The organism is Delftia sp. WSY_7, assembly GCF_043104845.1.
Lineage (GTDB): Bacteria > Pseudomonadota > Gammaproteobacteria > Burkholderiales > Burkholderiaceae_C > Comamonas > Comamonas tsuruhatensis.
Map to the genome: position 1 here is coordinate 437,372 of NZ_JBICLB010000034.1, position 25,287 is coordinate 462,658.

Genomic DNA, 25,287 nt, shown 5'->3' on the forward strand with positions numbered 1-25,287 from the left:
ACGATGAAAATCCGCGCACAGATCGGCATGGTGCTGAACCTGGACAAGTGCATCGGCTGCCACACCTGCTCCGTCACCTGCAAGAACGTCTGGACCAGCCGCCCCGGCGTCGAATACGCCTGGTTCAACAACGTCGAGACCAAGCCCGGCATCGGCTACCCGCGCGAGTGGGAAAACCAGGCCAAGTGGAACGGCGGCTGGATGCGCCGCACGGACGGCTCCATCGCGCCCCGCCAGGGCGGCAAGTGGGGCCTGTTGATGCGCATCTTCGCCAACCCCAACCTGCCCCAGATCGACGACTACTACGAACCCTTCACCTACGACTACGAGCACCTGCAGTCGGCCAGGGAAAGCAAGGCCGCGCCCACGGCGCGCGCACGCAGCCTGATCTCGGGCCAGCGCATGGAGAAGATCGAATGGGGTCCGAACTGGGAGGAAATCCTGGGCGGCGAATTCAGCAAGCGCAGCCATGACGTGAACTTCGAGCAGATCCAGAAGGACATCTACGGCCAGTTCGAGAACACCTTCATGATGTACCTGCCGCGCCTGTGCGAGCACTGCCTGAACCCGGCCTGCGTGGCGTCCTGCCCCTCGGGCTCGATCTACAAGCGCGAGGAGGACGGCATCGTCCTCATCGACCAGGACAAGTGCCGCGGCTGGCGCATGTGCGTCTCCGGCTGCCCCTACAAGAAGATCTACTACAACTGGCAAAGCGGCAAGGCCGAAAAATGCATCTTCTGCTACCCGCGCATCGAGGCCGGCCAGCCCACCGTCTGCTCCGAAACCTGCGTGGGCCGCATCCGCTACCTGGGCGTGCTGCTGTACGACGCCGACCGCATCGAGGAAGCGGCCAGCGTGGAGCGCGACCGCGACCTCTACCAGGCGCAGCTGGACATCTTCCTGGACCCCAATGACCCCGAGGTCATCCGCCAGGCCCGCATCGACGGCATCCCCGACGCCTGGATCGAGGCGGCCCAGTCCAGCCCCGTCTACAAGATGGCAGTGGACTGGAAGGTAGCCCTGCCGCTGCACCCCGAGTACCGCACCCTGCCCATGGTCTGGTATGTGCCGCCGCTGTCGCCCATCACCTCGGCGGCGAACGCCGGGCATCTCGACAGTGTCGGCCGCAGCCCCATCAATGGCGACCTGCCCGATGTCTCGCAGCTGCGCATCCCCGTGCAGTACCTGGCCAACCTGCTCACCGCCGGCGACACCACGCCCGTGGTGCGCGCGCTGGAGCGCATGCTGGCCATGCGCGCGTACCAGCGCAGCAAGCACGTGGACCAGGAACGGAACCTGGCCGTGCTCCAGTACGCGGGACTGACGGTGCACGAGGTCGAGGACATGTACCAGACCATGGCGATCGCCAACTACGAGGACCGCTTCGTCATCCCCTCGGCCCACCGCGAATACGCCGAAAGCGCGTTCGATTTGCGCGGCGGCTGCGGCTTCTCGTTCGGCAACGGCTGCTCCGACGGCAGCACCGACGCCAGCCTGTTCGGCGGCAGGAAGCCGCGCACCATCCCCATCCGCGCGCAAATGTGAGGACTGCCGCCATGTTCAATCACAACACCTCCTCCCCCGTGCGCCTGACGCTGCGCGCGCTGGCCTGCCTCATCGGCTACCCCGGCGCCGAGCTGCGCGCCCTGCTGCCGGGCCTGATCGACGCCCTGCGCCTGGAGCAATCCGTGGCGCTGGCGCGGCTGCGCGAGTTGCAGCAGCTGGCCGAGCAGCTGCAGGCCATGGACCCCTTCGAGGCCGAGGCCCGCTACGTGGACACCTTCGACCGGGGCCACCAGACCTCGCTGCACCTGTTCGAGCATGTGCACGGCGACTCGGCCGACCGGGGCCCGGCGCTGATCGACCTGCAGCAGACCTACGAGCGCGCGGGCCTGGCCTTCGAGGCCGACGAACTGCCCGACCACCTGGCCGTGGTGCTGGAGTTCGCCTCCACCCAGCCGCCGGCCATCGCCCGTGAATTCCTGGGCGAGATGGCCCACATCCTCAACGCCCTGTTCACGGCGCTGGCGCGGCGCGACAGCCCCTACGCCAGCGTGATCGCGGCCGTGCTGGAGATCACCGGCCACCGGGCCGAACGCGTGGAAATCCGCCCCGAGCTCGCCATGGACGAGGCCTGGGCCGAACCCGCCGCCTTCGACGACTGCAGCAGCCAGGGCCAATCGCGCCCCGGCGCCGAGCAGCCCGTGCATTTCGTGCGCCGCACGGCGGCGCCCCAAGCCCAAGGACCCCGCCAAAGGAGCCTGACATGACCCCCTCCTGGATAGACCACCTGCTCTTCGGCCTCTACCCCTACATCTGTCTGGCCGTGTTCTTCATCGGCAGCTGGCTGCGCTTCGACCGCGACCAGTACACCTGGAAGAGCGACTCCTCGCAGCTGCTGCGCAGCGGCAGCCTGCGCTGGGGCAGCAACCTGTTCCACATCGGTGTGCTGTTCCTGTTCTTCGGCCACACCGTGGGCATGCTCACGCCGCACTTCGTCTACGAGCCCTTCATGGCCGCAGGCGCCAAGCAGCTGCTGGCCATGGTCAGCGGCGGCATCGCGGGCACGCTGGGCTTCATCGGCCTCACCATCTTGCTGCACCGCCGGCTGTCGGACGTGCGCATCCGCGCCAACTCCAGGTTCAGCGACATCGCCATCCTCTGGCTGCTGTGGCTGCAGCTGCTGCTGGGCCTGGCCACCATTCCGCTGTCGGCAAGGCACATGGACGGCTCCATGATGATGGCCCTGGCCGAATGGGCGCAGCGCATCGTCACCTTCCGTGGCGGCGCAGCCGAACTGCTGGCCGAGGCCGGCTGGGTGTTCAAGGCCCACATGTTCCTGGGCATGAGCATCTTCCTGGTCTTCCCCTTCACGCGCCTGGTCCACGTCTGGAGCGGCTTCGGCACCCTGGTCTACCTGCTGCGTCCCTACCAGCTGGTGCGCTCGCGCCGCCTGGGCCTGCCCGCATCGTCGGCACGCCGTGACGCCAAGCCCGGCCATTGAGGAGATCGACATGGAACATGGATGCAACGGATCGGGCGGCGGCCATTGCGGCTGCGCGTCTTCAACCCCTTCTTCTTCTACTTCTTCTGCCCCGATGGGGGATCTCCCGGCGATTCCCGAAGTGCCGGCCTTCCAGCCCGTGGGCGAGGCCGGTGCCGAGGTGGCCCGCATCAACGCCACGCCGCTGCACGCACCCGGACAGCGCCCGCCCGAGCGCGAACTGCGCCAGCGCGCCTGCACCGAGCTGCTGCGCCAGGCGGCCCAGCGCGAAGGCCTGCTGGGCGCCGATGATGCGGCCGGCGACGACGGCGTCATCAGCGAGCGCGCCTCCCAGGCCATAGAGCAGCTGCTGGAGCGATCGCTGCACCTGCCCGAGCCCGGCGAGGATGCCTGCCGCCGCCACTTCGATGCCAACCCCGCGCGCTTCGCCCAGGGCGAGCGCGTGCGCCTGCGCCACGTGCTGTTTGCCGTCACGCCCGGCGTGGACGTGCGCGCCCTCACCCAGCGGGCCGAGGCCCTGCTGATCGAGCTGCGCTGCGCCGACGACGGCGGCCTGCGCTTTGCCGAGGCCGCGCGCCAATGGTCCAACTGCCCCAGCGGCCAGCATGGCGGCGAACTGGGCTGGCTGGGCCGCAGCGATTGCGCGCCCGAATTCGCGCGCGATGTCTTTGCCTCCCAGGAAATCGGCGTGCTGCCGCGCCTGGTGCACAGCCGCTTCGGCCTGCACGTGGTCGAGGTCTGCGCGCGCGAGGCGGGCGTTCTGCCCGACTGGCAGCAGGCGCGCCCGGCCGTCGCCCAGGCCCTGCACCAGCAGACCTGGGTGAGCGCGCTCCACCAGTACCTGCAGCTGCTGGCCGGCCAGTCCGAAGTGGTGGGCGTGCGCATCGCTGCGGCCGACTCGCCGCTGGTGCAATAGCCGGGCAAAGGCGCAGTGCCCATGCCCGACGACGAACTGCTGCTGCGCCTGCGGCGCTTCCACGAGCACGCCTTCCCGCAGTACCGCGCGCAGTTCCGCACCCTGGTCGAAGAGGCGAGGGCCTGCCCGCCCTCATCTGGGGATCGCGTTGCCCCGCTCCAGGGTCGTATGCAAGGCGCACGTGCGCCGCAAGGCATGTGCCTTGCAAGCGCGGGCAACGCCGCAGACGGCCCTGGAGCGGGGCAACCCGAAGGGAAGCTGCATGCCAGCGCGCCACTCCGCGTTGCACTCCTTGTGCGTGTGGACACACGCACGGCGTCGCGCGCCTTGATTGGCACGCTGGCATGCAGCTTCGCGACCCCAGATGAGGGCGGGCAGGCCCTGACATCCCACTACGCTGTTCATCGGCTGCTCGGACTCGCGCCTCGTGCCCTACCTGCTCACGGGGGCGCCGCCGGGCGAGCTGTTCCTGGTGCGCAACGTGGGCGCCTTCGTGCCGCCGTACGACGGATCGCACGGCCACCACGGCACGGCGGCGGCCATCGAATTCGCCGTGCTCAACCTGCAGGTCAGCCGCATCGTGGTCTGCGGCCACAGCCACTGCGGGGCCATCAAGGCCCTGTATGGAGAAGTCTCGCCCGAGGCGCGCAACCTGCAGCGCTGGCTGGACCTGGGCCGCGAGGCCGTGCTGCCCGTGCAGGCCGGCCCCGAGGCGCTGCGCCGCACCGAGCAGCGCGCCGTCGTGCTGCAGCTCGAACGGTTGATGGACTATCCCATGGTGCGATCGCGGGTAGAGGCCGGGCGGCTCAGCCTGCACGGGTGGCACTATGTCATCGAAGACGGCGAAGTCCATGTCTTCGATGTCCAGACCGGCCGCTTTGTTGCGGCATCTCAAGCTCCGCACAGCGGCACCGGGCCGTACCCGCCCTACGTGGAGCATGATGGACAAGTGCTTGTCGACTGAGGCCCGAGCAAGTGCCAGGGACGGCGGCAGGCAAGTCAACACGGGAGCCATGCCAATGCATCGCGAAAACCTGGGCCGCGCGCAGGACGCGGCGGATCTGCAGCCCATCAGCCTCGATGTGCTGCGCGAGAAATACCTCAAGGACGGCGAGACCGGCGTGGGCGAGCTCTACGCCCGCGTGGCCCGCGCCCTGGCCTCGGTCGAGCCCGAGGCGCGCCGCGCCGAATGCGAGGCCCTGTTCCTGGCCAACCTGCAGGCCGGCGCCATAGGCGCGGGGCGCATCATGAGCGCGGCCGGCACCGACTTGCAGGCCACGCTGATCAACTGCTTCGTGCAGCCCGTGGGCGACTGCATCCAGGGCGTGGACGACGGCGGCTACCCCGGCATCTACGAAGCCCTGCGCGAAGCCGCCGAAACCATGCGCCGTGGCGGCGGCGTGGGCTACGACTTCTCGCGCATCCGCCCCCGTGGCGCCGAGGTGCGCGCCACCGCCTCGCTGGCCTCGGGCCCGTGCAGCTACATCAACGTCTTCGACCAGTCCTGCGCCACCGTGGAAAGCGCGGGCGCGCGGCGCGGCGCCCAGATGGGCGTGCTGCGCATCGACCACCCCGACGTGCTCGAATTCATCACCGCCAAGCGCACGCCGGGCCGCTGGAACAACTTCAACGTCTCGGTCGGCGTCAGCGACGCCTTCATGCAGGCCGTGGCCGAAGACCAGCCCTGGCACCTGGTGCACCGCGCCCGCCCCGGCACCGCCCTGCTGGAGCAGGGTGCCCACCAGCGCGAAGACGGCCAGTGGGTCTACCAGACCCTGCCCGCCCGCACGCTGTGGGACACCATCATGCGCTCGGCCTACGACTTCGCCGAGCCCGGCATCCTCTTCCTGGACCACATCAACGACGACAACAACCTGCGCTACTGCGAGGAGATCGCGGCGACGAATCCTTGCGTCACGGCAGATACCTGGGTACTCACCGAGTCGGGACCAGCCCAGGTTGCAGACCTCGTCGGAAAGACATTTGGCGCCGTGGTCGACGGCCAGGTTTACGCCACCGAAAGCGCGGGCTTCTTTGCCACCGGCCGCAAGCCGGTGCTGCGGCTGACCACACGCGAGGGCCAGGTGCTGCGCCTGACCGCAGACCATCTGGTGCGGCGTGTCGCTCGCCGCACGCGCTATGCGTTGCAGGCCGAATGGACTCCGGCCGCCCAACTGCAGGCAGGCGACGAGGTACTGCTTCATAACCACCGTGCGTTTCAAGGCTGGGATGGGCAGGGCACCGAGGCCGAAGGCTACCTGCTGGGCCTGCTGATAGGCGATGGAACCCTCAAGGCCGACAAGGCCGTGATCAGCGTATGGGCGCCCGAGCTGCGCCAGGTCGCAGGCAACGCCAGCAGTGCGGTGGCCTATGCCGCCACGGGCGCGGCAGGCATCATGCAGGCCGCTGAGGCTGCAGCAGCCAGCTTGCGCCACCGTGCGGATTTCCGTGGATTCCAGCGGCCAGTGGCGGGACGTGGCGAGGCGCGCATGGCCAGTGCCGCATTGCGCGATCTGGCGCTTGGCATGGGGATGGAGCCAGGGTGCAAGTGCATCACCAAGTCCATGGAAGCGGCCTCTTCTGCATTTTCCGCAGGGCTGCTGCGCGGCCTGTTTGATGCCGATGGATCGGTCCAGGGCACACAGGACAAGGGCGTGAGCCTGCGCCTGTCCCAGAGCGATTCTGAGTTGCTGCGTACCGTGCAGCGCATGCTGCTGCGCCAGGGCATGGCGTCGACGATTTATGAGAACCGTCGGCCAGCCCAACTGCGCGCCATGCCCGACGGCAAAGGCGGCCAGCGCGACTATGCAACCCAGGCACAGCATGAACTGGTCATCAGCGGCGACAATCTTGGCATCTTTGCCGACCGCATAGGCCTTGCGGATACCGACAAGGCCGAACGGCTGGAGCAGGCCCTGGCCCAGTACCGGCGCACCCCGAACCGTGAGCGCTTCACTGCCACCGTCCAGGCGTTGGAGAGCGACGGCGAGGAAATGGTCTATGACGTCACGGTGGCAGACTGCCACGCCTTCGACGCCAATGGCCTGTATGTGCACAACTGCGGCGAACAGCCGCTTCCCTCCTACGGATGCTGCGACCTCGGCCCCGTCATCCTCACGCGCTTCGTGCGCCATCCGTTCGGCTTCGCGGGCGAGCCTGTGTTCGACTTCGAGGCCTTCGAGCGCGCCGTGGGCGTGCAGGTGCGTGCGCTGGACAACGTGCTGGAGCTGACCTGGTGGCCGCTGCCGCAGCAGCGCGAGGAAAGCGAGGCCAAGCGGCGCATCGGCGTGGGCTTCACCGGCATGGGCAATGCGCTGGCCATGCTGCGCCTGCGCTACGACGCGCCCGAGGGCCGTGCCATGGCCGCGCGCATTGCCGAGCGCATGCGCGATGCGGCCTATGGCGCCTCGGTGGAGCTGGCGCGCGAGAAGGGGGCCTTCCCCAAGTTCGACGCCGATGGCTACCTGGCCGAAGGCACATTCGCCAGCCGCCTGCCCGATGCGCTGCGCCAGCGCATACGCACGCACGGCATACGCAACAGCCACCTGCTGTCCATCGCGCCCACGGGCACGGTCAGCCTGGCCTTTGCCGACAACGCCTCCAACGGCATAGAGCCGCCGTTCTCCTGGACCTACAAGCGCAAGAAACGCACGGCCGATGGCGGCAGCGCCGAGTACGCGGTCGAGGACCATGCCTGGCGCCTGTACCGCTCGCTGGGCGGCGACGTGCAGCAGCTGCCCGACTACTTCGTCAGCGCGCTGCAGATGCCTGCGGCCGGCCACATCGCCATGATGCAGGCCGTGCAGCCCTTCGTGGACACGGCGATCTCCAAGACCGTCAACGTGGCCGCCGACTATCCCTACGAGGACTTCAAGGACCTGTACCGCCAGGCCTGGAAGGCCGGCCTCAAGGGCCTGGCCACCTACCGGCCCAACACCATCCTGGGCGCCGTGCTCGAAACCCATGCGCCCGAATCTGCTGAAAAGCCGGCCTCCCCCGCGCCGGCAGGGGCCGGGGCTTCCGCACCCGACCCGCTGCGCACCGTGATAGAAAGCCGCCCGCAGGGCGCGCTGGACGCCGTGGCCGAGAAGATCGAGTACTGGACCCAGCAAGGCCCCAAGCGCCTGTACCTGGTCGTCTCCTTCCTGCCCGTGGTCCTGCCCGATGGCCGCACGGTGGACCGCGCCATCGAATTCTTCATGCCCGTGGGCCAGAGCGGCGAGTCCCAGCAATGGGTGACCTCCAGCATGCGCCTGCTGTCACTGGCCGCGCGCGGCGGCTTCCTGGAGCGCGCCCTCAGCGACATGCGCAAGGTGGCCTGGGACCGGGGTCCCGTGCGCCTGGGCACCCACCAGCGCGACGACGGCACACGCGTGCCCATGTGGCACGACTCCGAGGTGGCCGCCATCGCCTATGCGGTGCAGAACATCCTGGCCCGGCGCGGCAGCGGCGCGCCGCCCGCCCCCTCGCCGCTGCCCGAGCCCGAAGCCCTGGCCACCGACCCCATGGTCATGGCCGGCCGCAAATGCGAGGAATGCGGCGCCCATGCCGTGATCCGCAAGGACGGCTGCGAGTACTGCACGGCCTGCGGCCATCTGGGGAGTTGCGGGTGATCGCCATGCGGCCCGTGCACCATAATCTGCAGTCCTTTGTGGAATGGCTTGCACAGGTCGCCGTGGCGGTGATGTCGCATTCGCGGGAGAGGTTGTTGAGATGGCACAGATCGAAGGTTTCAGGGTCCGCAATTACAAGGCGCTGCGTGACATCACGCTGGGCAAGCTTTCGACCGATCAAAAAGGTGATCCGCTGACCCCTTTCACGGTGGTCATCGGCAAGAACGGGGTGGGCAAAAGCACGCTGTTCGATGCCTTTGGCTTTGTGGCTGACTGCCTGAACACGGATGTGGAGACAGCCTGTGACGACAAGCTGCGCGGTGGCTTCGAGCGCATGCGCGCTCTTGGCGTCAATGAAGCGATTCAGTTCGACATCTACTACCGCGAGGGGCCGGGCGAGCGCCCCATCACCTATGAGCTGGCCATCAACATGGATGCGAGCGGCCGGCCGTTTGTGGAATCCGAAGTCCTGAAACAGCGCCGCAAAGGCCAGAAGCACGGCAGGCCTTATCCGTTTCTGCGCTTGAATCATGGGATTGGCAAGGTCTGGGCCGGGGAAGAGGCAGTCGAGGCAGAGAGCGACGAAGAAGACCGTGCCCAGGAAGACGTTGAGCTGACAGATCTGCGCCAACTCGGCATTGCCACGCTGGGAACCCTGAAAGAGCACCCGCGCATCAAGCGCTTTCGGGACTTCCTCAAGGGCTGGTACCTGTCCTATTTCCACCCCGATGCCGCGCGGACCATCCAGCCGGCGGGAGTGCAGCGCCACCTCAATGTGCATGGCGACAACATCGGTAACGTGGTCCAGTACATGGAGCGCGAGCACAAGGCGCGCTTCCAGGTCATCCTGGACCGCATCGCCACCAAGATTCCCGGGGTGACGAGCATCGACACCAAGGTCACGGACGACAAGCGCGTGCTGCTGAGATTCAACGACGGTGCGTTTGCCGATCCGTTCTATGCATCCCAGATGTCCGATGGCACCCTGAAAATCTTCGCCTACCTGCTGTTGATGGAAGACCCCGAGCCGCCACCGTTCATCTGCATAGAAGAACCGGAGAACGGCCTGTATCACCGCTTGCTGGAAGCCTTGGCCAACGAACTGCGCAGCCACGCCACCGGCAAGAAAGGGGCTCCGCAGGTCTTTGTCACCACGCACCAGCCTTACTTTGTGGATGCGCTCTCGCCCAAGGAGGTCTGGATTCTGGAGAAGGGTGAGGACGGCTTCTCGGCCATCCGCCGCGCCTCCGACATTGAACTGGTTCGCAACCTCGTGGAAGAGGGCCTGCCTCTGGGGGGGCTCTGGTACAGCGACTACCTGGACGCGAGGTGAGCATGCATATCGAGGTGCTGGTAGAGGATGGTTCAGGCGCACGGCTGGTCGAAGCGTTGCTGCCGCAGATCATTGGCCAACAAGGCCAGCCGCACACCTGGCGAATCCACGATTTCAAGGGGATCGGCCGCATCCCCAAAGAACTCGGCAAGAAAAGCGATCCCGTCAAGATGACCTTGCTTGACAGGCTGCCGGGGATTCTGCGAGCGCATGGCAAGACGCACGGCATTGATGCCGTCGTGGTGGTTCTTGACAGCGACACACGCGACTGCAGGAAATTTCTTGGCGAACTGGACGCGATACTCCAGCAATGTGACCCTGCGCCCCAAACCCTGTTTCGCCTCGCCATCGAGGAGATGGAGGCTTGGTACCTCGGCGATCGCCAGGCGCTGATTGCCGCCTACCCCAAAGCAAAAAAGGATGTGCTGGCCCGCTACCGGCAAGACAGCGTTTGCGGCACCTGGGAACTGCTGGCCGACGCAATCCATCCGGGCGGCCACGCCGCCATCAAACATGCTGGCTGGCCGTTGCCGGGACAGATCAAGCATGAGTGGGCCAGGAACATAGGTCCGCACCTGGATGTGGAGCGCAATGAATCGCCAAGCTTTGGCAAATTCCGCGATGGCTTGCGGCGGCTGACTGCCGGGCAGGGGTGAAGCGCAGGCGTTGCGCTACCCTGTCTTTGTCGAGAGTCTTGCTGGACAAAAAATGAACCACGATCCTGCACAGCGAATCTCCACGCTTCCAGGCTGGCGCTCACCGGCCGTTGGCTTCGACCAGCCCTTCGAAATGCTCGAAGCCTGCCACGAGCGCGTGCTGCGCATGCTGGCGCTGCTGGACCGGCTGCGTGTGCATCTCCAGACCAAAGGTTGCGACGACAGCGCACGCCAGGCGGCGCGCGACATCCTGCGCTACTTCGACCAGGCGGCGCCGCTGCACCATGAGGACGAGGAGCTGCATGTCTTCCCGCCGCTGCTGGAGCAGGGCGATGCGCAGACCGTGGCCCTGGTGCAGCGCCTGCAGCGCGAGCACGGCCTGATGAGCGCCGACTGGGCGCTGGCGCGCCAGCCGCTGCTGGACATGGCTGAGGGGCAGTCCCAGGGCTTTGGCGCGGCTGACGAGGCGGTGTTCGAACGCTTCGCGGCCTGCTATGCCAGCCATGTCGAGAATGAAGAGCGGCTGGCCTACCCGCAGGCGCGCGGCCTGCTGCCAGAGGCAGCGCAGGCGGACATGGGCCGCGAGATGGCGGTGCGGCGGGGCGCGGACCTGTCACGGAGATAGCGCCGCCGGCAGCGCGCGGGAGCCGGCGCGGCGATACTCGCAGGCTTTGGACCTGCCCCCGCCTCGCCTGCCATGCCCGAGCGCCGCCCCATTTTCCTGCTTCGCATCGCACTGACCCTGCTGGGCGCCCTTGCCGCCGCCCAGCTGTGCCTGTGGCTGCGCACGCCGCTGCCCTGGATGCTGGGGCCGCTGATCGCCACCTCGCTGGCCTCCATCCTGGGCGCGCCCACGGCCAGTTCGGGCCGGCTGCGCAACGGCGGGCAGTGGATCATCGGCGCCTCGCTGGGCCTGTACTTCACGCCGGCCGTGGTGCAGTTGATCGCGGGGCTGTGGTGGGCGATTGCCGTGGCCATTGTCTGGGCGCTGCTGCTGGGCTGGGGCTTCGGCGCCTGGCTGTACCGCGTGCATGCGCCGCGCATGCCGCAGATACCGGCGGGCGAGATGCGCGCCACCACCTATTTCGCTGGCGCCATTGGCGCGGCGTCGGAGATGACGCTGCTGGCCGAGCGCGAGAACGCGCGCACCGACCTGGTGGCGGCCAGCCACAGCCTGCGCCTGGTCATCGTCACCGTGAGCATTCCGTTTGCGCTGCAGTGGAGCGGCCTGCACGGGCTGGAGGGGCTGACGCCGCCCAGCATCCGCATCGTCGAATGGCCGGGGCTGGCGCTGCTGGCCGTGCTCACGGGCCTGGGCGCCTGGGCCATGGACCGGCTCAAGCGGGCCAACCCCTGGTTCCTGGGCGCGCTGCTGGTGTCCATGCTGCTGACCATGTGCGGCCAGGAACTGTCGGCCGTGCCCCAGGCCCTGGTCAATGCGGCGCAACTGGTGATCGGCATCAGCCTGGGCGTGCGCTTCAAGCGCGAATTCCTGCACACCGCGCCGCGCTGGCTGGGCTCCGTGGCCGTGGGCACCGTGGGGCTCATGGCGATCTGCGCGGGCTTTGCCTGGCTGCTGCACCTGGCCGCGGACCTGCCCTGGGTCACGCTGCTGCTGGGCACCTCGCCGGGCGGCATCACCGAGATGGCCATCACCGCCAAGGTGCTGCAGCTGGGCGTGCCCGTGGTCACGGCCTTCCAGGTCTGCCGGCTGATCGCCGTGCTGCTGCTGGTGGCGCCGCTGTTCCGCTGGGTGGAGGCGCGCGGGCCGGCCGCGTCGCGCACGGCCTAGGGCCCACCTCACCACAGCCCACTGTCGCTGGTCGATACCGCAATCGCACCACCGGCCAGCGCCTGCTGGACCTGCTCCTGGCTGCAGACGAAGCCCGAGGCCACGAGCGGCGGCAGGATGCGGCGCTCGGCCTCGGTGATGTGGGCCAGCATGGGGGCGGGCATGATCTGCACGAGGTTGGGGTCGCTCTGCTCCACGGCCTTGATGCTGCGCGGCCAAGTGGAGCGGTCGGTGACGAAGACCTTTTGCATGGTCAGCAGCCCGGCCTTGTTGGCGCGCTGGATGGTGGCCACGCGCGTGGACAGCAGGCTGCTGGCGCCCAGGTCCACAAGGTAGTCCACGCCGCCCTTGTCGGGCGAGATGCCGTCGCAGCTGTCGATGTTGACGATGGCGATCTTGCCCGCCCCGGTGATGGTGGAGATCACCGAGCGCAGGCGGCGCAGTTCGATGTTGGCGACGATGGCGACTTCGGCCTGGCTGGCCAGCAGCGCGTCCATTTGCTCGGCCCCGTACAGGGTGGCGATGACGGGGCGGCGCGCCAGCCGCGCGCCCAGGGAGTTGTCCGGGCGGCCCATGTCAGAGGTCCAGCCCCAGCTTGCCGGGGTTGAGCAGGTTCTTGGGGTCCAGCATGCGCTTGGTGGCCTCCAGCAGGGCAAAGGCCGGGCCCAGCGATTGCCGCATGTAGGGTGCGCGCAGCAGGCCCACGCCGTGGTGGTGGCTGAGCGTGGCGCCGTGGCGCAGCAGCACGGCGTTGGCCGCGTCCCAGGCCGCGCGGTACCACTGGGCACGCTGGTCCACGGCCACCTCGCCGCGCAGCGAAAAGTACAGGCAGGCGCCATCCACATAGGCATGCGACTGGTGGGCCGAGCCGGCCAGGGTGCCGGGGATGGCCTGCAGGGCGGCGACCACTTCCTCGTAGATGGCCGGCAGGTCTTTCCAGGGGCCGCACATCTCCAGCGTGTCGGCGACGAAGCCCGGGCCTTTCTTGAAGCCCTCGGCGCTCTTGCCGGTCAGGTAGCGCGTGTCCAGCCAGCGCTCCAGGGTGGCGGCGCCGTCCAGCCGTTCTCCCAAGGGTGCGCACACACGTTCGCAGATGTCCATGACGGCATCGACGATCTCGGGCGCGCCTTCGTCGGCGATCAGCAGCACGTTGAGGTCGCTGCGGCCGAATTGCACGCCGCTTTCCAGCGCGTCGTACAGCCGCAGCGCGGCGGGGTTGGCGCCTTGCTGCAGGATCTGGCGGCAGGCCTCCAGGCCCTGGGCAAAGCTGGCAAAGCCATAGGCGATGGCACGGCCGTGGTCGGGCAGGCGGTGCAGCTTGAAGCGGATGCGCACGATCACGCCCAGCGTGCCTTCCGAGCCGATGAACAGCTGCTGCAGGTCCGGCCCGATGGCCGCGCGCGCGTAGCCGCCCACGGTGACGAGGCGGCCATCGGCCAGCACCACGTCCATGCCGTGGACCATGTCCTCGATCTTTCCGTAGCGCGTGGACAGCTGGCCCGCGCCCCGGCAGGCCACCCAGCCGCCCACGGTGCTGATGCCGAAGGACGAGGGCCAGTGGCCCATGGTCATGCCGTGGCGGCGCTGGATGGTTTCCTCGAACACGTCGCCGAACATGCCGGCCTCGACCTCGACGATCTGGCTTTGCTCGTCCATGGCGATGAAGCGATTGAGTTCGCACAGGTCCAGCACGATGCCGCCGCGCAGGGGCAGGGCCGCGCCCGTGACGTTGCTGCGCCCGGCCGAGACGGTGACGGGAATTGCGTGCGCGTCGGCAATGCGCATCACGGCCTGCACCTGCTCCACGGTGGATGCATGGGCGATGACGGCCTGCGGCGTGGCCGGGTGGCCCGAGGTCTCGGCCACCATGGTGCGCGCCCACCAGTCGCGCGTGCCGGCAACGATGTCGGCGCGCTCGGTCTGCACGCGGTCGCAGGCGGCGCGCAGCGCGGCGAGCACGGCCTCGGGCACGGCCACGGGTTCGTGCTGCAGGCCGCAGGCAGGACCTTCGGAGGCAGGGCGGTCGGCTGCGGGTGCGGCCTGCGCCGCCCAGCCCGGGGTCGTGGGGGCGCCCACCACGTAGTTGCGGCGGTTGTAGCCGCGGGCGATTGCGTCTTTGCTCAGCATTGGATGTCTCCCATCAAAATCTGTTTCTCGCGCTCCATGGCGCGGCGGTAGTCGTGGATCTGCTGCGCTATCTGCGCAGGTGCCAGCCCCAGTTCCTGGGCCAGGATGTCGCCCACGCGCGCTGCGGCGCGGGCCGATGCATCACGCGCCATGAGCCGGGCGCGCATGCGGCGCGAGAGCACGTCTTCCACCGTGCGCGCCATTTCGTGGCGCGCGGCGTAGAGGACTTCGGCCTCGGTGTGGGGCAGTCCCTCGACGATGGGCCGGGCCAGCGCGGGATGCGCGTCGAGGATGTCGCTGACGAAGCGCGCCTCCGTGCCGTAGCGCTCGCCCAGGTGGGCCGACAGTCCGCCCGTGGCCGTGATGGCCTGGGCGTCGTAGCCGGCCGCGCCCAGCAGGAAGGCGGAGGCGGTGGTGCAGCGCGTGCGCCGGCCCAGCAGCTTTTCCACGGCGTCCACGGTCTGCTCGGCCATGTGGCGCGAGGTGGTGAGCTTGCCGCCGACGATGGTGACCAGGCCGTCGGCTGCCACATGGATCTCGTGGTTGCGCTTCATCTCCACGGTCTTGCCGCCGGGCGGGCCGACCAGGGGGCGGCAGCCGGCGATGGAGCCGACCACGTCCTCGGGCGACAGGTCCACCTTGAGTGCGGAGCGCGCGCCTTCCAGCAGGAAATCCAGCTCGGTGCGCGTGCAGTGCACATCGTCCAGGCCGCCTGCGTAGTCCTCGTCGGTGGTGCCCAGGTAGGAGACATCGCCCCAGCGCGTGATGGTGGCGCGCCGGCTGCGGCCCGGCACGGGAATGGTGACGGTGCAGTCGTTGCGTATGCGCAGCCAGGGAATGGCCACGTGCACGCCCTTGGCGGGGCGCACGTGCAGCTGCGCCTGCTGGTCGGACCTGCGGCCATCCCAGTCGCGCAGCCAGACGCCCGTGGCCATGACCACGCTGCGCGCGCGCACCGTGATCTCGCGGCCATCGGCCTGGACGATGGCGCCGTCCACGCCGCCGTGGGCGTTGCGCGTGATGGCGGTGGCCCGGGCATGGTTGAGCACGGCCGCGCCATGGAAGGCCGCCGTGCGCGCCACGGCCAGCGTGAGCCGCGCATCGTCCACGCGCGCATCGAAGTACATGTAGCCGCCCAGGAGCTGCTCTTCGCGGAAGGTCGGGCAGTGCGACAGCACCTCGGCCTTGCCGAGCTTGCGGTGCAGGATGCCTTCGCGCCAGCCGCCGGCCAGGTCGTAGGTCCACAGCAGGCTGCCGAAGGCCTTGGCCAGGCGGGCGTCGAAGACGCCGTCGCGCTCCATCACGGGAAACAGGAAGGGCAGGCGCTGCACCAGGTGGCGCGCATTGCGGCGCAGGCGCTGGCGCTCCAGCAGCGAGTGCCGCACCAGCCCCAGGTTGCCCTGCTCGATGTAGCGCAGGCCGCCGTGCACCATCTTGGAGGACTTGGACGAGGTGCCCGAGGCGAAGTCGTCCTTCTCCACCAGCGCCACGCGCAGGCCGCGCAGGCTGGCGTCCAGCGCCGCATAGGCACCCGTGATGCCGCCGCCGATGACCAGCAGGTCGAATGCCTCGTCGCCCAGCCGCGCCAGCTGGTCCGCGCGCTGCAGCTGCAGCGGCGCGGTCTGGGTCAGTGCGGCGCTGTCCCTGCGCTCCTTGCCAAAGGGCCATTGCATCATGCGCAGCCCTCCAGGGCGGCGCTGCGGCCGGGGGACCGGGCGCGGGCCAGTTCGTCGCCCACGCGGGCGCGCCAGATGCGGCGGCGCTCGCCTCGCTCGTCGGCGGCCATGCGCGGGGTGAAGACCGCTTCGGTGCGCAGCGTGGCGCAGGCCTGCTCCAGCCCGTCCCACAGCAGGCCCGCGCTGCCGGCCATGAAGGCGATGCCGCGCAGGCTGGCCTTGTCGGTATCGGCCAGGCGTCGCACGGGCAGGCCGCCCAGGTCGGCCTGGATCTGCAGCAGCGCATCGCTGCCCGACAGGCCGCCGCCCACCAGCAGCTCGCCCACCTCGGTGCCTGCGGCCGCCTCGTCGGCCTGCACGCAGGAGGCCACGGAATGCGCAATGCCTTCGAGGATGGAGCGCGCCAGCTGCGGCCGCGAGGTGGCCATGGACACGCCCGAGATCGAGGCCCGCGCGCCCGGCTCCATGGCCGGCAGGCGCAGGCCGGTGAGCGCGGGGATGAAGACCAGGTCGGCCGGCGTCTCGGCCTCGCGGGCCAGGGTGCTGATCTGCTGCGGGTTGTCGAACCACTGCAGCTTCTCGCAGATCCAGTTGAGCGCCGATCCCGTGGTGGGCACATAGGTCTCGATGGCATAGCGCGAGACACCGTCCATGCGCCGCGCCGTCATGGTCAGCGAGCTTTCATGGGCCGCGTCATGCGCGGGCAGCTTTGTTCCCGTGAGCACATCGACGAAGCTGCCCGTGCCATGCACGCACAGCGCCTGGCCCCGCTCCAGGCAGCCCAGGCCCACGGCGGCCGCATGCTGGTCGCCCGCGCAGGCCAGGATGGGCACGGCCAGGCCCAGCAGCTCGGTGCGCGTGCGGCCGAAGTCCTGCACGTCCTCGCACAGGCGGGGCAGCAGCTCGGCGGGAAACTCCAGCGCGTCCAGCCAGTCCTGCAGGTAGCGGTGATCGCCCAGCGCATAGGCGTTGCCCGAGGTCACATTGGTGGGCGTGGTGACCACGGCGCGCGCATCCGACAGATGCCACAGCAGCCAGGAGTCGATGGTGCCGAAGGCCAGGCGGCGCTGCTGCCAGGCCTGGGCCACGGCCGGGCATTCGCGCAGCTTGCGCGCGGCCCACAGGTAGGGCGAACGCACGCCCACGGGCCGGCCCGCGTGACGGATCAGCCGGGCATCCCAGTCGCTGGCCAGCAGGGCCAGTTCGTCGCGGTGGCGCGAGTCCTGCCAGACCATGATGGGCGCCAGCGAACGGCCCGTGGCCGTGTCCCAGAGCACGGCCGAGCAGCGCTGGTTGGCAATGGCCAGGGCCACGATCTGCTGGCCGCTGCCCTGGGCGCGGGCGATGGCGCGGCGGCACACGTCCAGCGTGCGCTCCAGCAGCAGGTCGGCGTCCTGCTCGACCACGCCGGGGCGCGGGCAGTGGATTTCCAGCGGCAGATAGTCCTGGGCGGACACCTGCCCGTCGCGTCCCACGACGGCGGCGCGCGTGCCCGAGGTGCCTTCGTCTATGCAAAGGATCACGGCTTCATGGTGCATGGGGTGGTCTCTTTCAGGCGGTGGTTTGAGCGACCTTGGCGGGCGGGGCGGCGTCGTCCGCGAACTGGGGCGCGCCGGGCTCGTCGTCGGGGTTCACGGTGGTGCGCGTGGGGTCCCAGCGGATGGAAAAGCAGACGATGCTGGCCAGCAGCGGCACCACGGACAGGATGAGGAAGGTGTTCTCCAGCCCGTACTGCTGGCGGAACAGCGGGAACACCAGCAGCCCCAGCGCCGCGCCCATGGCGCCCAGCGCGCCGATCACGCCATTGGCGCCCGCGCGCAGCTCGCTGCGGAACGACAGCGTGGACAGGCTCTTGCCGTTGGCGCCGGGCCCGCCCGAGTGAAAGAGGATGAACAGCGAGGGCACGGCCACGGCCAGCCAGATGGGCATGCGGCCGTTGAACAGGCCCAGCACCAGCAGCATCAGGAACACCAGCGCAAAGCCGAAGGCCGAGGCCCGCCGCAGGCCCAGCCGGCGCCCGATGACGGGTGACAGGAAGCCGCCGACGATGCCGAACACGTTGAACACCAGCGCGCCCAGCGTGGCCTCGCGGAAATCCTTGCCGAACAGCGAGGCGCTGATCAGCGGCAGGTACCAGCCCACGGCAAAGTACTGGATGGACTGGCCGATCTGCACCGTGGCCGCCAGCAGCGTGCGCGGCAGGTAGATGCCGCGAAAGATCAGCAGCACATTGGCCAGGCCGCGACGGGCCGGGTTGAGCACGGGCAGGCGTTCGGCGGGCGGCGCGGCCTCGAAGCGCTGGCCGTGTGCGCCGTAGATGCGCGTCATGGCGCGGGCGGCGTCATCCAGCCGCTCCTTGCGTGCCAGCCAGGTCGGGCTTTCCACCAGCAGCGCGGCCTGCATGCCCAGGATGAACAGGCCGAACACCGCCGTGGCGGCCACCGAATAGCGCCACAGCGAATCGCCCACATCCCAGGAATGGAACCACAGCGCCAGCACCAGGTTGCTGCACACGGCCATGTACCACATGCCCTGCCAGACATTGAGCCGGCTCTTGAGGCGGGCGGGCGTGAATTCGGCCAGCACCGCCATGGCGATGGCGAAGTCGATGCCATAGGCCGCGCCCACGAAGAAGCGTCCGAAGAGGATGGTGGCGTAGTCGGGCGCCATGCTGACCAGCAGCGCGCCGGCCACGGCCAGCACCTTGGCGATGACCAGCGGGCGCATGCGGCCCCAGCGGTCGGCCATCCAGCCGCCGATGGGATTGAAGGCGATGGACACCCAGGAGGCCAGCGACGTCATCCAGGCCACTTCGGCCGGCGTGAGCTGCTGGTCGCGCGTCATGGGGCCCAGGCCCACGCTGAGTGCGGAGTTGGAGAATGCGTCGAGGAAAAGTCCGCCGAGGGCCAGCCACCAGATGGTGCCGGCGCGGCCTGAAATGCCCTGGCGTGCGTCGATGTAGGCGATGACATCCTGAACGCCGCGAACCCTGTGGATGCTGGTCTGCATGCTGGCCTCCTGTGTTTCTGCAAGAGGCCGGCAAACCGTACAGGCGCGACAAGACCATCTCACAGATGGTCTTCAAATCTTGAACCTGTGCGGCGATTCTAGGCAGCAGGCGCAGCCTGCGGATCGGTGAAAGCACCAGGGTGCGCGCAATGGCCGCGCCCAAAGAAAAGGCCCGCCGCAGAGAACCTGCGGCGGGCCTGGCGCGAAGTCCCTTCACGGGACCGTGCGCTGTGTGCTGTCAGTGGACCACGACAGGCTGCTGGGCCAGGCCGGCGTAGCGCTCCAGGGCGTCCTCGACCTCTTCCTCGGTGGGGGCGTCCTGCTGCCAGGCGATGATCTGCTTCTGGAACATCTCGGCCCAGGAGCCGTCCAGATAGACCTCCTTGCCCGAGCGCTTGTCCACGATTTCGAAGCCGTGGCGTGGCAGCTGGCGGGCGGCATCGACCGCAGCTTCGCCGGCCGCTGCATCCGGATCCATGTCGGGACGCAGATGGAGCACCACAAAAGATTCGGAGTCGTAAAGCATTTGCATGGTGTTCCCTTTCTGGCCCGTTGCCGGGCGTCGCACAGCCTACATGGCTGCGAAGCGCCGGATTTCAAGGACCGTGGGGGTCCCGATCTATCGCAGGCACTTGCATGCAGTATTCCACGGATTGGCATGCGCTGCGGCGTGTGCCGCAGGCCGCGCTGTGGTAGGCGGGCGGTGGCGTTGGCTGCAAGTGCAGGACTACCGGGAAATCACCGGTGTCCCGTGTGTCATGGCGCCTGGCGGCTCTTGAGCTGCAGATCGGCGAAGTCGCCGTTGTCCTGCGCCAGCCGGATGCGCACGGGCAGATATTGCATGGATGGCGCTAGCCACAGCGAGGCCTGCTGGTCATCGCCGGCCGCCGCGATCTTGTCCAGGCGCAGCGCCTGCGTGCTGCCCGAGGGCAGGTCCAGCGTTTCGGTCTCGCCCACGCGGAAGGTCCAGCGGTCGGCGCGCCGCGCGCTGACGGTGATGAAGCTGATCTGCGTGCCCGCCGGGTAGCGCTGCGGCGCCGCCGCCAGCAGGGCCGACAGCTGCAGGAACACGCTGAGCCGGTCCTGCGCGCCGGGCGCGATGGGCGCGTCGGGCGCGCCCGTGCTGAAGCGCGCCAGGTTCTGGTCGAACGCCAGCTGCGCCGATTGCTCCTTGCGCGCCTTGTCATTGAAGCGGCTGGGCTCCAGGCCCCTGTCGGTGATGCGGCCCTCGCTGGTCTGCGAGCGCGAGCCCAGCAGGAACAGGCTGACTTCCTGGCTGGCCTGGTACTGGCCGTTGGCATGGCGCCAGACCAGCTCGGCATTGGCCGAATAGTTGAAGCGCTTGGCCTGGCCGGTGACGGCGAACGACAGCCGCGCGGGATCGGGCAGTTGCACGGGAACGGGGGCGTCGGAGGCCAGCGGCGTGCCGTCGGGCGATGTGATGGCCATGCCCTGGGCCGGGCCGGCCGAGGGCGTGGGCGGTGTTTCGGGTTCGGGCTTGGGAGCGGGCGGCGCCGGCGGTGTGGCCGGAGTTGGCTCGCTGCCGGCACCCGTATCGGCAGCAGCACGGGCGGTTTCCGAGGCGTCCGATGCAGCAGGCTCCTGCGCTGCGGCCATCGGCAAGGGTTCGACGGTTTCGCGGATGGGCGTGTCCAGCGGCTCGGCCACGGGTGCGGTGGGCGCGGCGGGTGTCGGGCGCTGGACCTTGGGGCGAGGGCGGGGTTGCGGCTTGGGTACGGGCGCAGGTGTCTCGGGCGCGGCGGCAGGCGGGGGAGCGGGTGGCTCGGGCAGGGACAGCGCCCGTGTCTGCATGGCCGCCACCTCGGTGCGCGGTGCCGATACCTGGTTCCACAGCGGCAGGCCCAGCAGGGCCAGCGCATGGCCGCCCAGCACCACGGCGGTGAGGGCGGGCAGGGCGCGCTGGCGCAGGCTCATGTCAATTATCCATAGTGCTGCGCGCCACCCACAGCCCATGAAACCGGCGCGGCCCAAGGCCAGGGACAGCGAGCAAGGGCCTACGCCGGCCGCGCCGCCCCGCAGCGAGGCTGTCGTCCCCCTTCCAGGGGGAAGGCGCGAAGCGACTCAGGGGGTGTAGCTTCATCTCAGGCATTCCAGCCCAGGTCCTGGGACAGCTGCACGCAGGCTTCGCGCAGGGGCGCATCGATGGCGCCGCCGTATTCGGGGTCGAAGGTGGCAATCGAGCCCAGCGTGGTCAGGCCCAGCACGATATGGCCCGAGGAGTCGAAGACCGGCGTGCAAAAGGCCACGATGCCGGGCAGCACGGTATCGACCACGCGGGCGGTGCCGCGCTCGCGCACCTCGGCCAGCATGGCGTCTATGGCCTCGGGGGTGAGCGGCAGGTCCTTGCGCTGGATGCGGCGGGCCTTGTCCACTTCTGGCTCCAGCAGCGGGGCCGTGACCTCGCGCGGCAGCCAGGCCGCGAAGCAGCGCCCGGTGGCCGAGGCCAGCATGGGCATGACGTCGCCCAGGCGCAGATTGGCGGTGACCGACTGCGCGCTTTCCTCCCAATGCACGATGGTCGGCCCGTGGTTGCCCCAGACGGCGATGGCCGCCGTGTGGTGGATGCGTTCCATGAGCGCGGGCATGCGTTCGCGCGCCAGTCGCACGGGGTCCAGCCGCGCCAGCGATGCCAGGCCCAGCTTGAGCGAGGCCGGGCCCAGGTCGTAGCGGGAGGTGCGCGCGTCCTGGGTGACCAGGCCGATGCGCTGGAAGCTCACGAGGTAGCGGTGCGCCTTGGCGGCGCTCATGCCGGCGTCGGACGCCAGGTCCTTGAGCATCTGCGGGCCCCGGGCGCGCGTCAGCGCCTCCAGCAATGTAAAACCGACCTCGACCGATTGAATCCCTGCGCGTTCCTTGTCCATTGCAATAGAATTTGGTTTTGTTTAGTTAAATCAATTTAACTTATCGTAATTCGTGGCTGCGTCGCCATGGGTATCCAGGCCGCTGCCCGGATGCCGTGGCGCGCGGCGGCGGCACGGGGGAGCAGCATGAAACTTGCCACATACAAGGACGGATCGCGGGACGGGCAACTGGTCGTGGTGTCACGCGACCTGAGCCAGGCCCATTATGCGACCGGCATAGCGAGCCGCCTGCAGCAGGTGCTCGACGACTGGAGCTACATGGCGCCCCAGCTGCAGGACCTGTACCACCTGCTCAACAGCGGCAAGGCGGTCCATGCCTTTGCCTTCGATCCGCGCCAGTGCATGGCGCCGCTGCCGCGCGCCTACCAGTGGGCCGACGGCTCGGCCTACATCAACCATGTGGAGCTGGTGCGCCAGGCGCGCGGCGCCGAGGTGCCTGCCAATTTCTACACCGACCCGCTGATGTACCAGGGCGGCAGCGACGATTTCCTGGGCCCCTGCGACGATGTGGTGGTGCCCAGCGAGTCCATGGGCATCGACTTCGAGGCCGAGATCGCCGTCATCACCGCCGACGTGCCCATGGGCGCCACGCCCGAGCGTGCGCTGGGCGGCGTGCGCCTGGTCATGCTGGCCAACGACGTGAGCCTGCGCAACCTGATCCCCAATGAGCTGTCCAAGGGCTTCGGCTTCTTCCAGTCCAAGCCTGCCACCTCCTTCAGCCCCGTGGCCGTGACGCTGGACGAGCTGGGCGACGCCTGGAAGGGCGGCCGCCTGCACCTGACGCTGCAGTCCACCTGGAACGGCCGCAAGGTCGGCATGTGCGATGCGGGCGAGGACATGAGCTTTCATTTCGGCCAGCTCATCGCCCATATCTGCAAGACGCGCAATGTGCGCGCCGGCTCCATCGTGGGCAGCGGCACCGTGAGCAACAAGGGCGTGGAAAGCGGCAAGGGCAAGAACCGGCGCATGGAGTGGCCCAAGGGCTACAGCTGCATCGCAGAGAAGCGCTGCATAGAGACCATCCAGGACGGCGCGCCCAAGACCGAGTTCATGCGCTTCGGCGACACCATCCGCATCGAGATGAAGGGCAAGGACGGCCAGAGCATCTTCGGCGCCATCGACCAGAACATCGTCGAGCCTGCCGAATGAGCCGCGTCTGCGCACCCTGGTGGCGCCTGGCGGGCAGGTCGCTGCGCGCCGGCCTGGCCGCGCTGGCGCTGTCGCCGCTGGCGGGCGCATTCGCGGCGCCCCCGGCCGCGGATCCCGTCACCTGCCCGCCCGAGGCGCGCATGCCCGGCCCGGACGAGATCCGCGCCATGCAGCGCAAGGCGCAGGACCGCGGGCTGCTGTGGCGCATCGAGCACCGGGGCCGCACCAGCTGGCTCTACGGGACCATGCACGCGGCCAAGCTCGGCTGGAGCGTGCCCGGCCCCACGGTGGCGGACGCGCTGCGCGCCTCCGACAGCCTGGCGCTGGAGCTGAACATCCTCGATCCCGATGTCATGAAGGTCTTGTTCGCCGGCATGCAGGCGCGGCCCGATGCGCCGCCGCTGCGCGGCGATCTCCAGCGCCGGCTTGAGGAGCAAAGGCGCCTGGCCTGCGCCGGCCCCGAGCTGGCCCTGCTGCGCCCCGACGCCCAGGTGATCACCCTGTTGTCGCTGGCCGGCCGCAGCGAGGGACTGGACGCGGCCTACGGCATCGACTTCTCTCTGGCCGGGATGGCACGCGCGCTGGACAAGCCCGTGCTGTCCCTGGAGACGCCCGAGCTGCAACTGCGCGAGCTGGTCTCGGACGACCCCGCGCGCGTGGCCGAGACGGTGGAGTCCGGCCTGCGCCAGCTGGAAAGCGGCACCGCGTCCCAGAAGCTGGGGCTGATCGCAGGCGTCTGGGCCGATGGCCGCATCCACCTGCTGGAGAGCCTGCCCGACTGGTGCGACTGCATGGCCAATGCCGCCGAGCGTGCCGACTACGACCGCATGGTCTATGGCCGCAACCCCGGCCTGGCGCGCGAAGTGGCGCGGCAGATCCGTTCCGGCCGCAGCGTGTTCGCCGCCGTGGGCGCCCTGCACATGGTGGGCACGCGCGGCCTGCCGGCGCTGCTGGCGGCCCAGGGCTTCAAGGTGCAGCGCGTGGAGTTCCCCGCAGCCAGCCCGCCCTGAAACACACGGCCGCCGCCTCCATGAACAAAAGCAACAGGGCGCGGCCAGGACCCATCCACACCCATCCCACAGGAGACAACAATGGACCGTAGACAATTCCTGGCCGCCGTGGCGGCCTCATCGGCCGGCATGGCCGCGCCTTTTGCACAGGCGCAGGACTGGCCCGCCAGCAACATCCGCTGGGTCGTGCCCTATCCGCCCGGCGGCGGCACCGACGTGCTGGCGCGCACCGTGGCCGAGGCCATGCGCCAGACGCTGAACCAGACCATCGTGGTGGACAACCGCCCCGGCGCCTCCACCAACATCGGCGCCCAGATCGTGGCCACGGCCAAGCCCGACGGCTACACCATCATGTCGGCCGACAACGCCGTGCTGGCCTACAACGAGCACCTGTTCAGCAAGCTGTCCTTCAACCCCGAAAAGGACTTCACCTACATCGGCGGCATCAGCCGCTTCCCGATGGCGCTGGTGGTGAACCCGAACTTCGAGGCCAAGACCTTCAAGGAATTCCTGGCCTACGTGAAGGCGCATCCGGGCCAGGTCAACTACGCCTCTCCAGGCAACGGCTCGCCCCACCACCTGGCCATGGAGATGTTCAAGAACCGCACGGGCACATTCCTGACGCACATCCCCTATCGCGGCGCGGCACCCGCGCTGGCCGACGTGATGGGCGGCCAGGTGCCCTGCATGTTCCTGGACCTGGCCTCGGGCCTGCCCGTGATCCAGTCGGGCAAGGTGCGCGCCCTGGCCATCGGCACGGGCAAGCGCGTGCCCAGCCTGCCCGAGCTGCCCACGCTGGCCGAGGTCGGCGTGCCCGATACCGAGGTCTATGCCTTCCAGGGCATCCTGGGCCCGGCCAAGATGCCCCCGGCCGTGGTGCAGCGCCTGAACGCCGAGCTCAACAAGGCCCTGGCCAACCCCGCCGTGGTCAAGCGCATGCAGGACTTCGGCATGGAGGCGCTGCCCGGCACGCCCGAGCAGTTCCTGGCCATGTCGCGCGCGGAGTCCAAGCGCTGGGGGGCCATCATCAAGAGCGCGGGCGTCAAATTGGACTGACCCCCTGAGCGGCTGCGCCGCTTCCCGTTGCACGTCGCCCGTTGCACGGCGCCCGTTGCACGTC

The 25,287-nt window shown here is 69.0% G+C and carries 20 protein-coding genes and 1 pseudogene; 13 read left to right on the top strand and 8 right to left on the bottom strand.

Annotated features, from left to right (window positions below):
- The first annotated feature begins 3 nt into the window (after positions 1-3).
- The 10 genes and pseudogenes from narH (at position 4) to ACF8ME_RS16845 (ending at position 12,314) form a co-directional block, all read left to right on the top strand.
- Complete coding sequence (gene narH / locus ACF8ME_RS16800; protein ID WP_392417463.1) at positions 4-1,545, top strand: nitrate reductase subunit beta; 1,542 nt, start codon at positions 4-6, stop codon at positions 1,543-1,545.
- Positions 1,546-1,556: 11 nt separating this feature from the next.
- Positions 1,557-2,270 carry a nitrate reductase molybdenum cofactor assembly chaperone gene (narJ, locus tag ACF8ME_RS16805; protein WP_392417465.1) on the top strand — a complete coding sequence of 238 codons (714 nt, stop codon included), beginning with the start codon at positions 1,557-1,559 and terminating at the stop codon, positions 2,268-2,270.
- Entirely contained in the window at positions 2,267-3,004 is a 738-nt protein-coding gene (narI, locus tag ACF8ME_RS16810; protein ID WP_238003650.1) for a respiratory nitrate reductase subunit gamma, read from the top strand. The genes narJ and narI overlap by 4 nt, the downstream gene beginning before the upstream one ends.
- Before the next feature lie 94 nt (positions 3,005-3,098).
- The gene (locus tag ACF8ME_RS16815; RefSeq protein ID WP_392417467.1) at positions 3,099-3,920 is read left to right on the top strand and encodes a peptidylprolyl isomerase; all 822 of its coding nucleotides are present in this window, start codon (positions 3,099-3,101) and stop codon (positions 3,918-3,920) included.
- Between the two features lie 385 nt (positions 3,921-4,305).
- A pseudogene (locus ACF8ME_RS16820) lies at positions 4,306-4,884 on the top strand (carbonic anhydrase); the annotation flags it as partial.
- A 55-nt stretch (positions 4,885-4,939) separates the two neighbouring features.
- A complete protein-coding gene (locus ACF8ME_RS16825; protein ID WP_392417469.1) occupies positions 4,940-8,533 on the top strand; it encodes an LAGLIDADG family homing endonuclease in 3,594 nt (1,197 codons plus the stop codon).
- A gap of 100 nt (positions 8,534-8,633) precedes the next feature.
- Positions 8,634-9,866: an AAA family ATPase gene (locus tag ACF8ME_RS16830; protein WP_017407750.1), complete on the top strand. Its 1,233-nt coding sequence runs from the start codon at positions 8,634-8,636 to the stop codon at positions 9,864-9,866.
- A 2-nt stretch (positions 9,867-9,868) separates the two neighbouring features.
- Positions 9,869-10,522 carry a DUF4276 family protein gene (locus ACF8ME_RS16835; RefSeq protein WP_202396479.1) on the top strand — a complete coding sequence of 218 codons (654 nt, stop codon included), beginning with the start codon at positions 9,869-9,871 and terminating at the stop codon, positions 10,520-10,522.
- 52 nt (positions 10,523-10,574) lie between these two features.
- Positions 10,575-11,147 (top strand): hemerythrin domain-containing protein, encoded by a 573-nt coding sequence (locus ACF8ME_RS16840; RefSeq protein WP_160851646.1) that lies wholly within the window; start codon positions 10,575-10,577, stop codon positions 11,145-11,147.
- 72 nt (positions 11,148-11,219) lie between these two features.
- Positions 11,220-12,314: an AbrB family transcriptional regulator gene (locus ACF8ME_RS16845; protein ID WP_392417471.1), complete on the top strand. Its 1,095-nt coding sequence runs from the start codon at positions 11,220-11,222 to the stop codon at positions 12,312-12,314.
- 8 nt (positions 12,315-12,322) lie between these two features.
- On the opposite strand, the gene ACF8ME_RS16850 is transcribed toward ACF8ME_RS16845, so the two are convergent.
- From ACF8ME_RS16850 to ACF8ME_RS16885, 8 genes are all read right to left on the bottom strand, one after another.
- The gene (locus ACF8ME_RS16850) at positions 12,323-12,889 is read right to left on the bottom strand and encodes a glycerol-3-phosphate responsive antiterminator (RefSeq protein WP_012203049.1); all 567 of its coding nucleotides are present in this window, start codon (positions 12,887-12,889) and stop codon (positions 12,323-12,325) included.
- A gap of 1 nt (position 12,890) precedes the next feature.
- Positions 12,891-14,441: an FAD-binding oxidoreductase gene (locus tag ACF8ME_RS16855; protein ID WP_392417472.1), complete on the bottom strand. Its 1,551-nt coding sequence runs from the start codon at positions 14,439-14,441 to the stop codon at positions 12,891-12,893.
- Positions 14,435-16,117 carry an FAD-dependent oxidoreductase gene (locus ACF8ME_RS16860; RefSeq protein WP_392417474.1) on the bottom strand — a complete coding sequence of 561 codons (1,683 nt, stop codon included), beginning with the start codon at positions 16,115-16,117 and terminating at the stop codon, positions 14,435-14,437. Before ACF8ME_RS16860 ends, ACF8ME_RS16855 begins: the two co-directional genes overlap by 7 nt.
- Positions 16,114-17,655 carry an FGGY family carbohydrate kinase gene (locus ACF8ME_RS16865; RefSeq protein ID WP_392417475.1) on the bottom strand — a complete coding sequence of 514 codons (1,542 nt, stop codon included), beginning with the start codon at positions 17,653-17,655 and terminating at the stop codon, positions 16,114-16,116. Before ACF8ME_RS16865 ends, ACF8ME_RS16860 begins: the two co-directional genes overlap by 4 nt.
- A 13-nt stretch (positions 17,656-17,668) precedes the next feature.
- Positions 17,669-19,126, bottom strand: coding sequence for a nitrate/nitrite transporter (locus ACF8ME_RS16870; RefSeq protein ID WP_392417476.1), 1,458 nt, complete (start codon positions 19,124-19,126; stop codon positions 17,669-17,671).
- A 238-nt stretch (positions 19,127-19,364) separates the two neighbouring features.
- Positions 19,365-19,658 carry a DUF3567 domain-containing protein gene (locus tag ACF8ME_RS16875; RefSeq protein ID WP_034363542.1) on the bottom strand — a complete coding sequence of 98 codons (294 nt, stop codon included), beginning with the start codon at positions 19,656-19,658 and terminating at the stop codon, positions 19,365-19,367.
- Between the two features lie 224 nt (positions 19,659-19,882).
- A complete protein-coding gene (locus ACF8ME_RS16880; RefSeq protein WP_392417478.1) occupies positions 19,883-21,061 on the bottom strand; it encodes a DUF3108 domain-containing protein in 1,179 nt (392 codons plus the stop codon).
- Between the two features lie 167 nt (positions 21,062-21,228).
- The gene (locus ACF8ME_RS16885) at positions 21,229-22,008 is read right to left on the bottom strand and encodes an IclR family transcriptional regulator (RefSeq protein WP_012203056.1); all 780 of its coding nucleotides are present in this window, start codon (positions 22,006-22,008) and stop codon (positions 21,229-21,231) included.
- A 126-nt stretch (positions 22,009-22,134) separates the two neighbouring features.
- On the opposite strand from ACF8ME_RS16885, the gene ACF8ME_RS16890 reads away from it, so the two are divergent.
- The 3 genes from ACF8ME_RS16890 (at position 22,135) to ACF8ME_RS16900 (ending at position 25,223) form a co-directional block, all read left to right on the top strand.
- On the top strand, positions 22,135-23,157 hold the full coding sequence (locus ACF8ME_RS16890) for a fumarylacetoacetate hydrolase family protein (RefSeq protein ID WP_034390060.1): 1,023 nt from the start codon (positions 22,135-22,137) through the stop codon (positions 23,155-23,157).
- On the top strand, positions 23,154-24,167 hold the full coding sequence (locus tag ACF8ME_RS16895; protein WP_392417480.1) for a TraB/GumN family protein: 1,014 nt from the start codon (positions 23,154-23,156) through the stop codon (positions 24,165-24,167). Before ACF8ME_RS16890 ends, ACF8ME_RS16895 begins: the two co-directional genes overlap by 4 nt.
- 81 nt (positions 24,168-24,248) lie before the next feature.
- Positions 24,249-25,223: a tripartite tricarboxylate transporter substrate binding protein gene (locus ACF8ME_RS16900; RefSeq protein ID WP_016446620.1), complete on the top strand. Its 975-nt coding sequence runs from the start codon at positions 24,249-24,251 to the stop codon at positions 25,221-25,223.
- Positions 25,224-25,287: the final 64 nt, after the last annotated feature.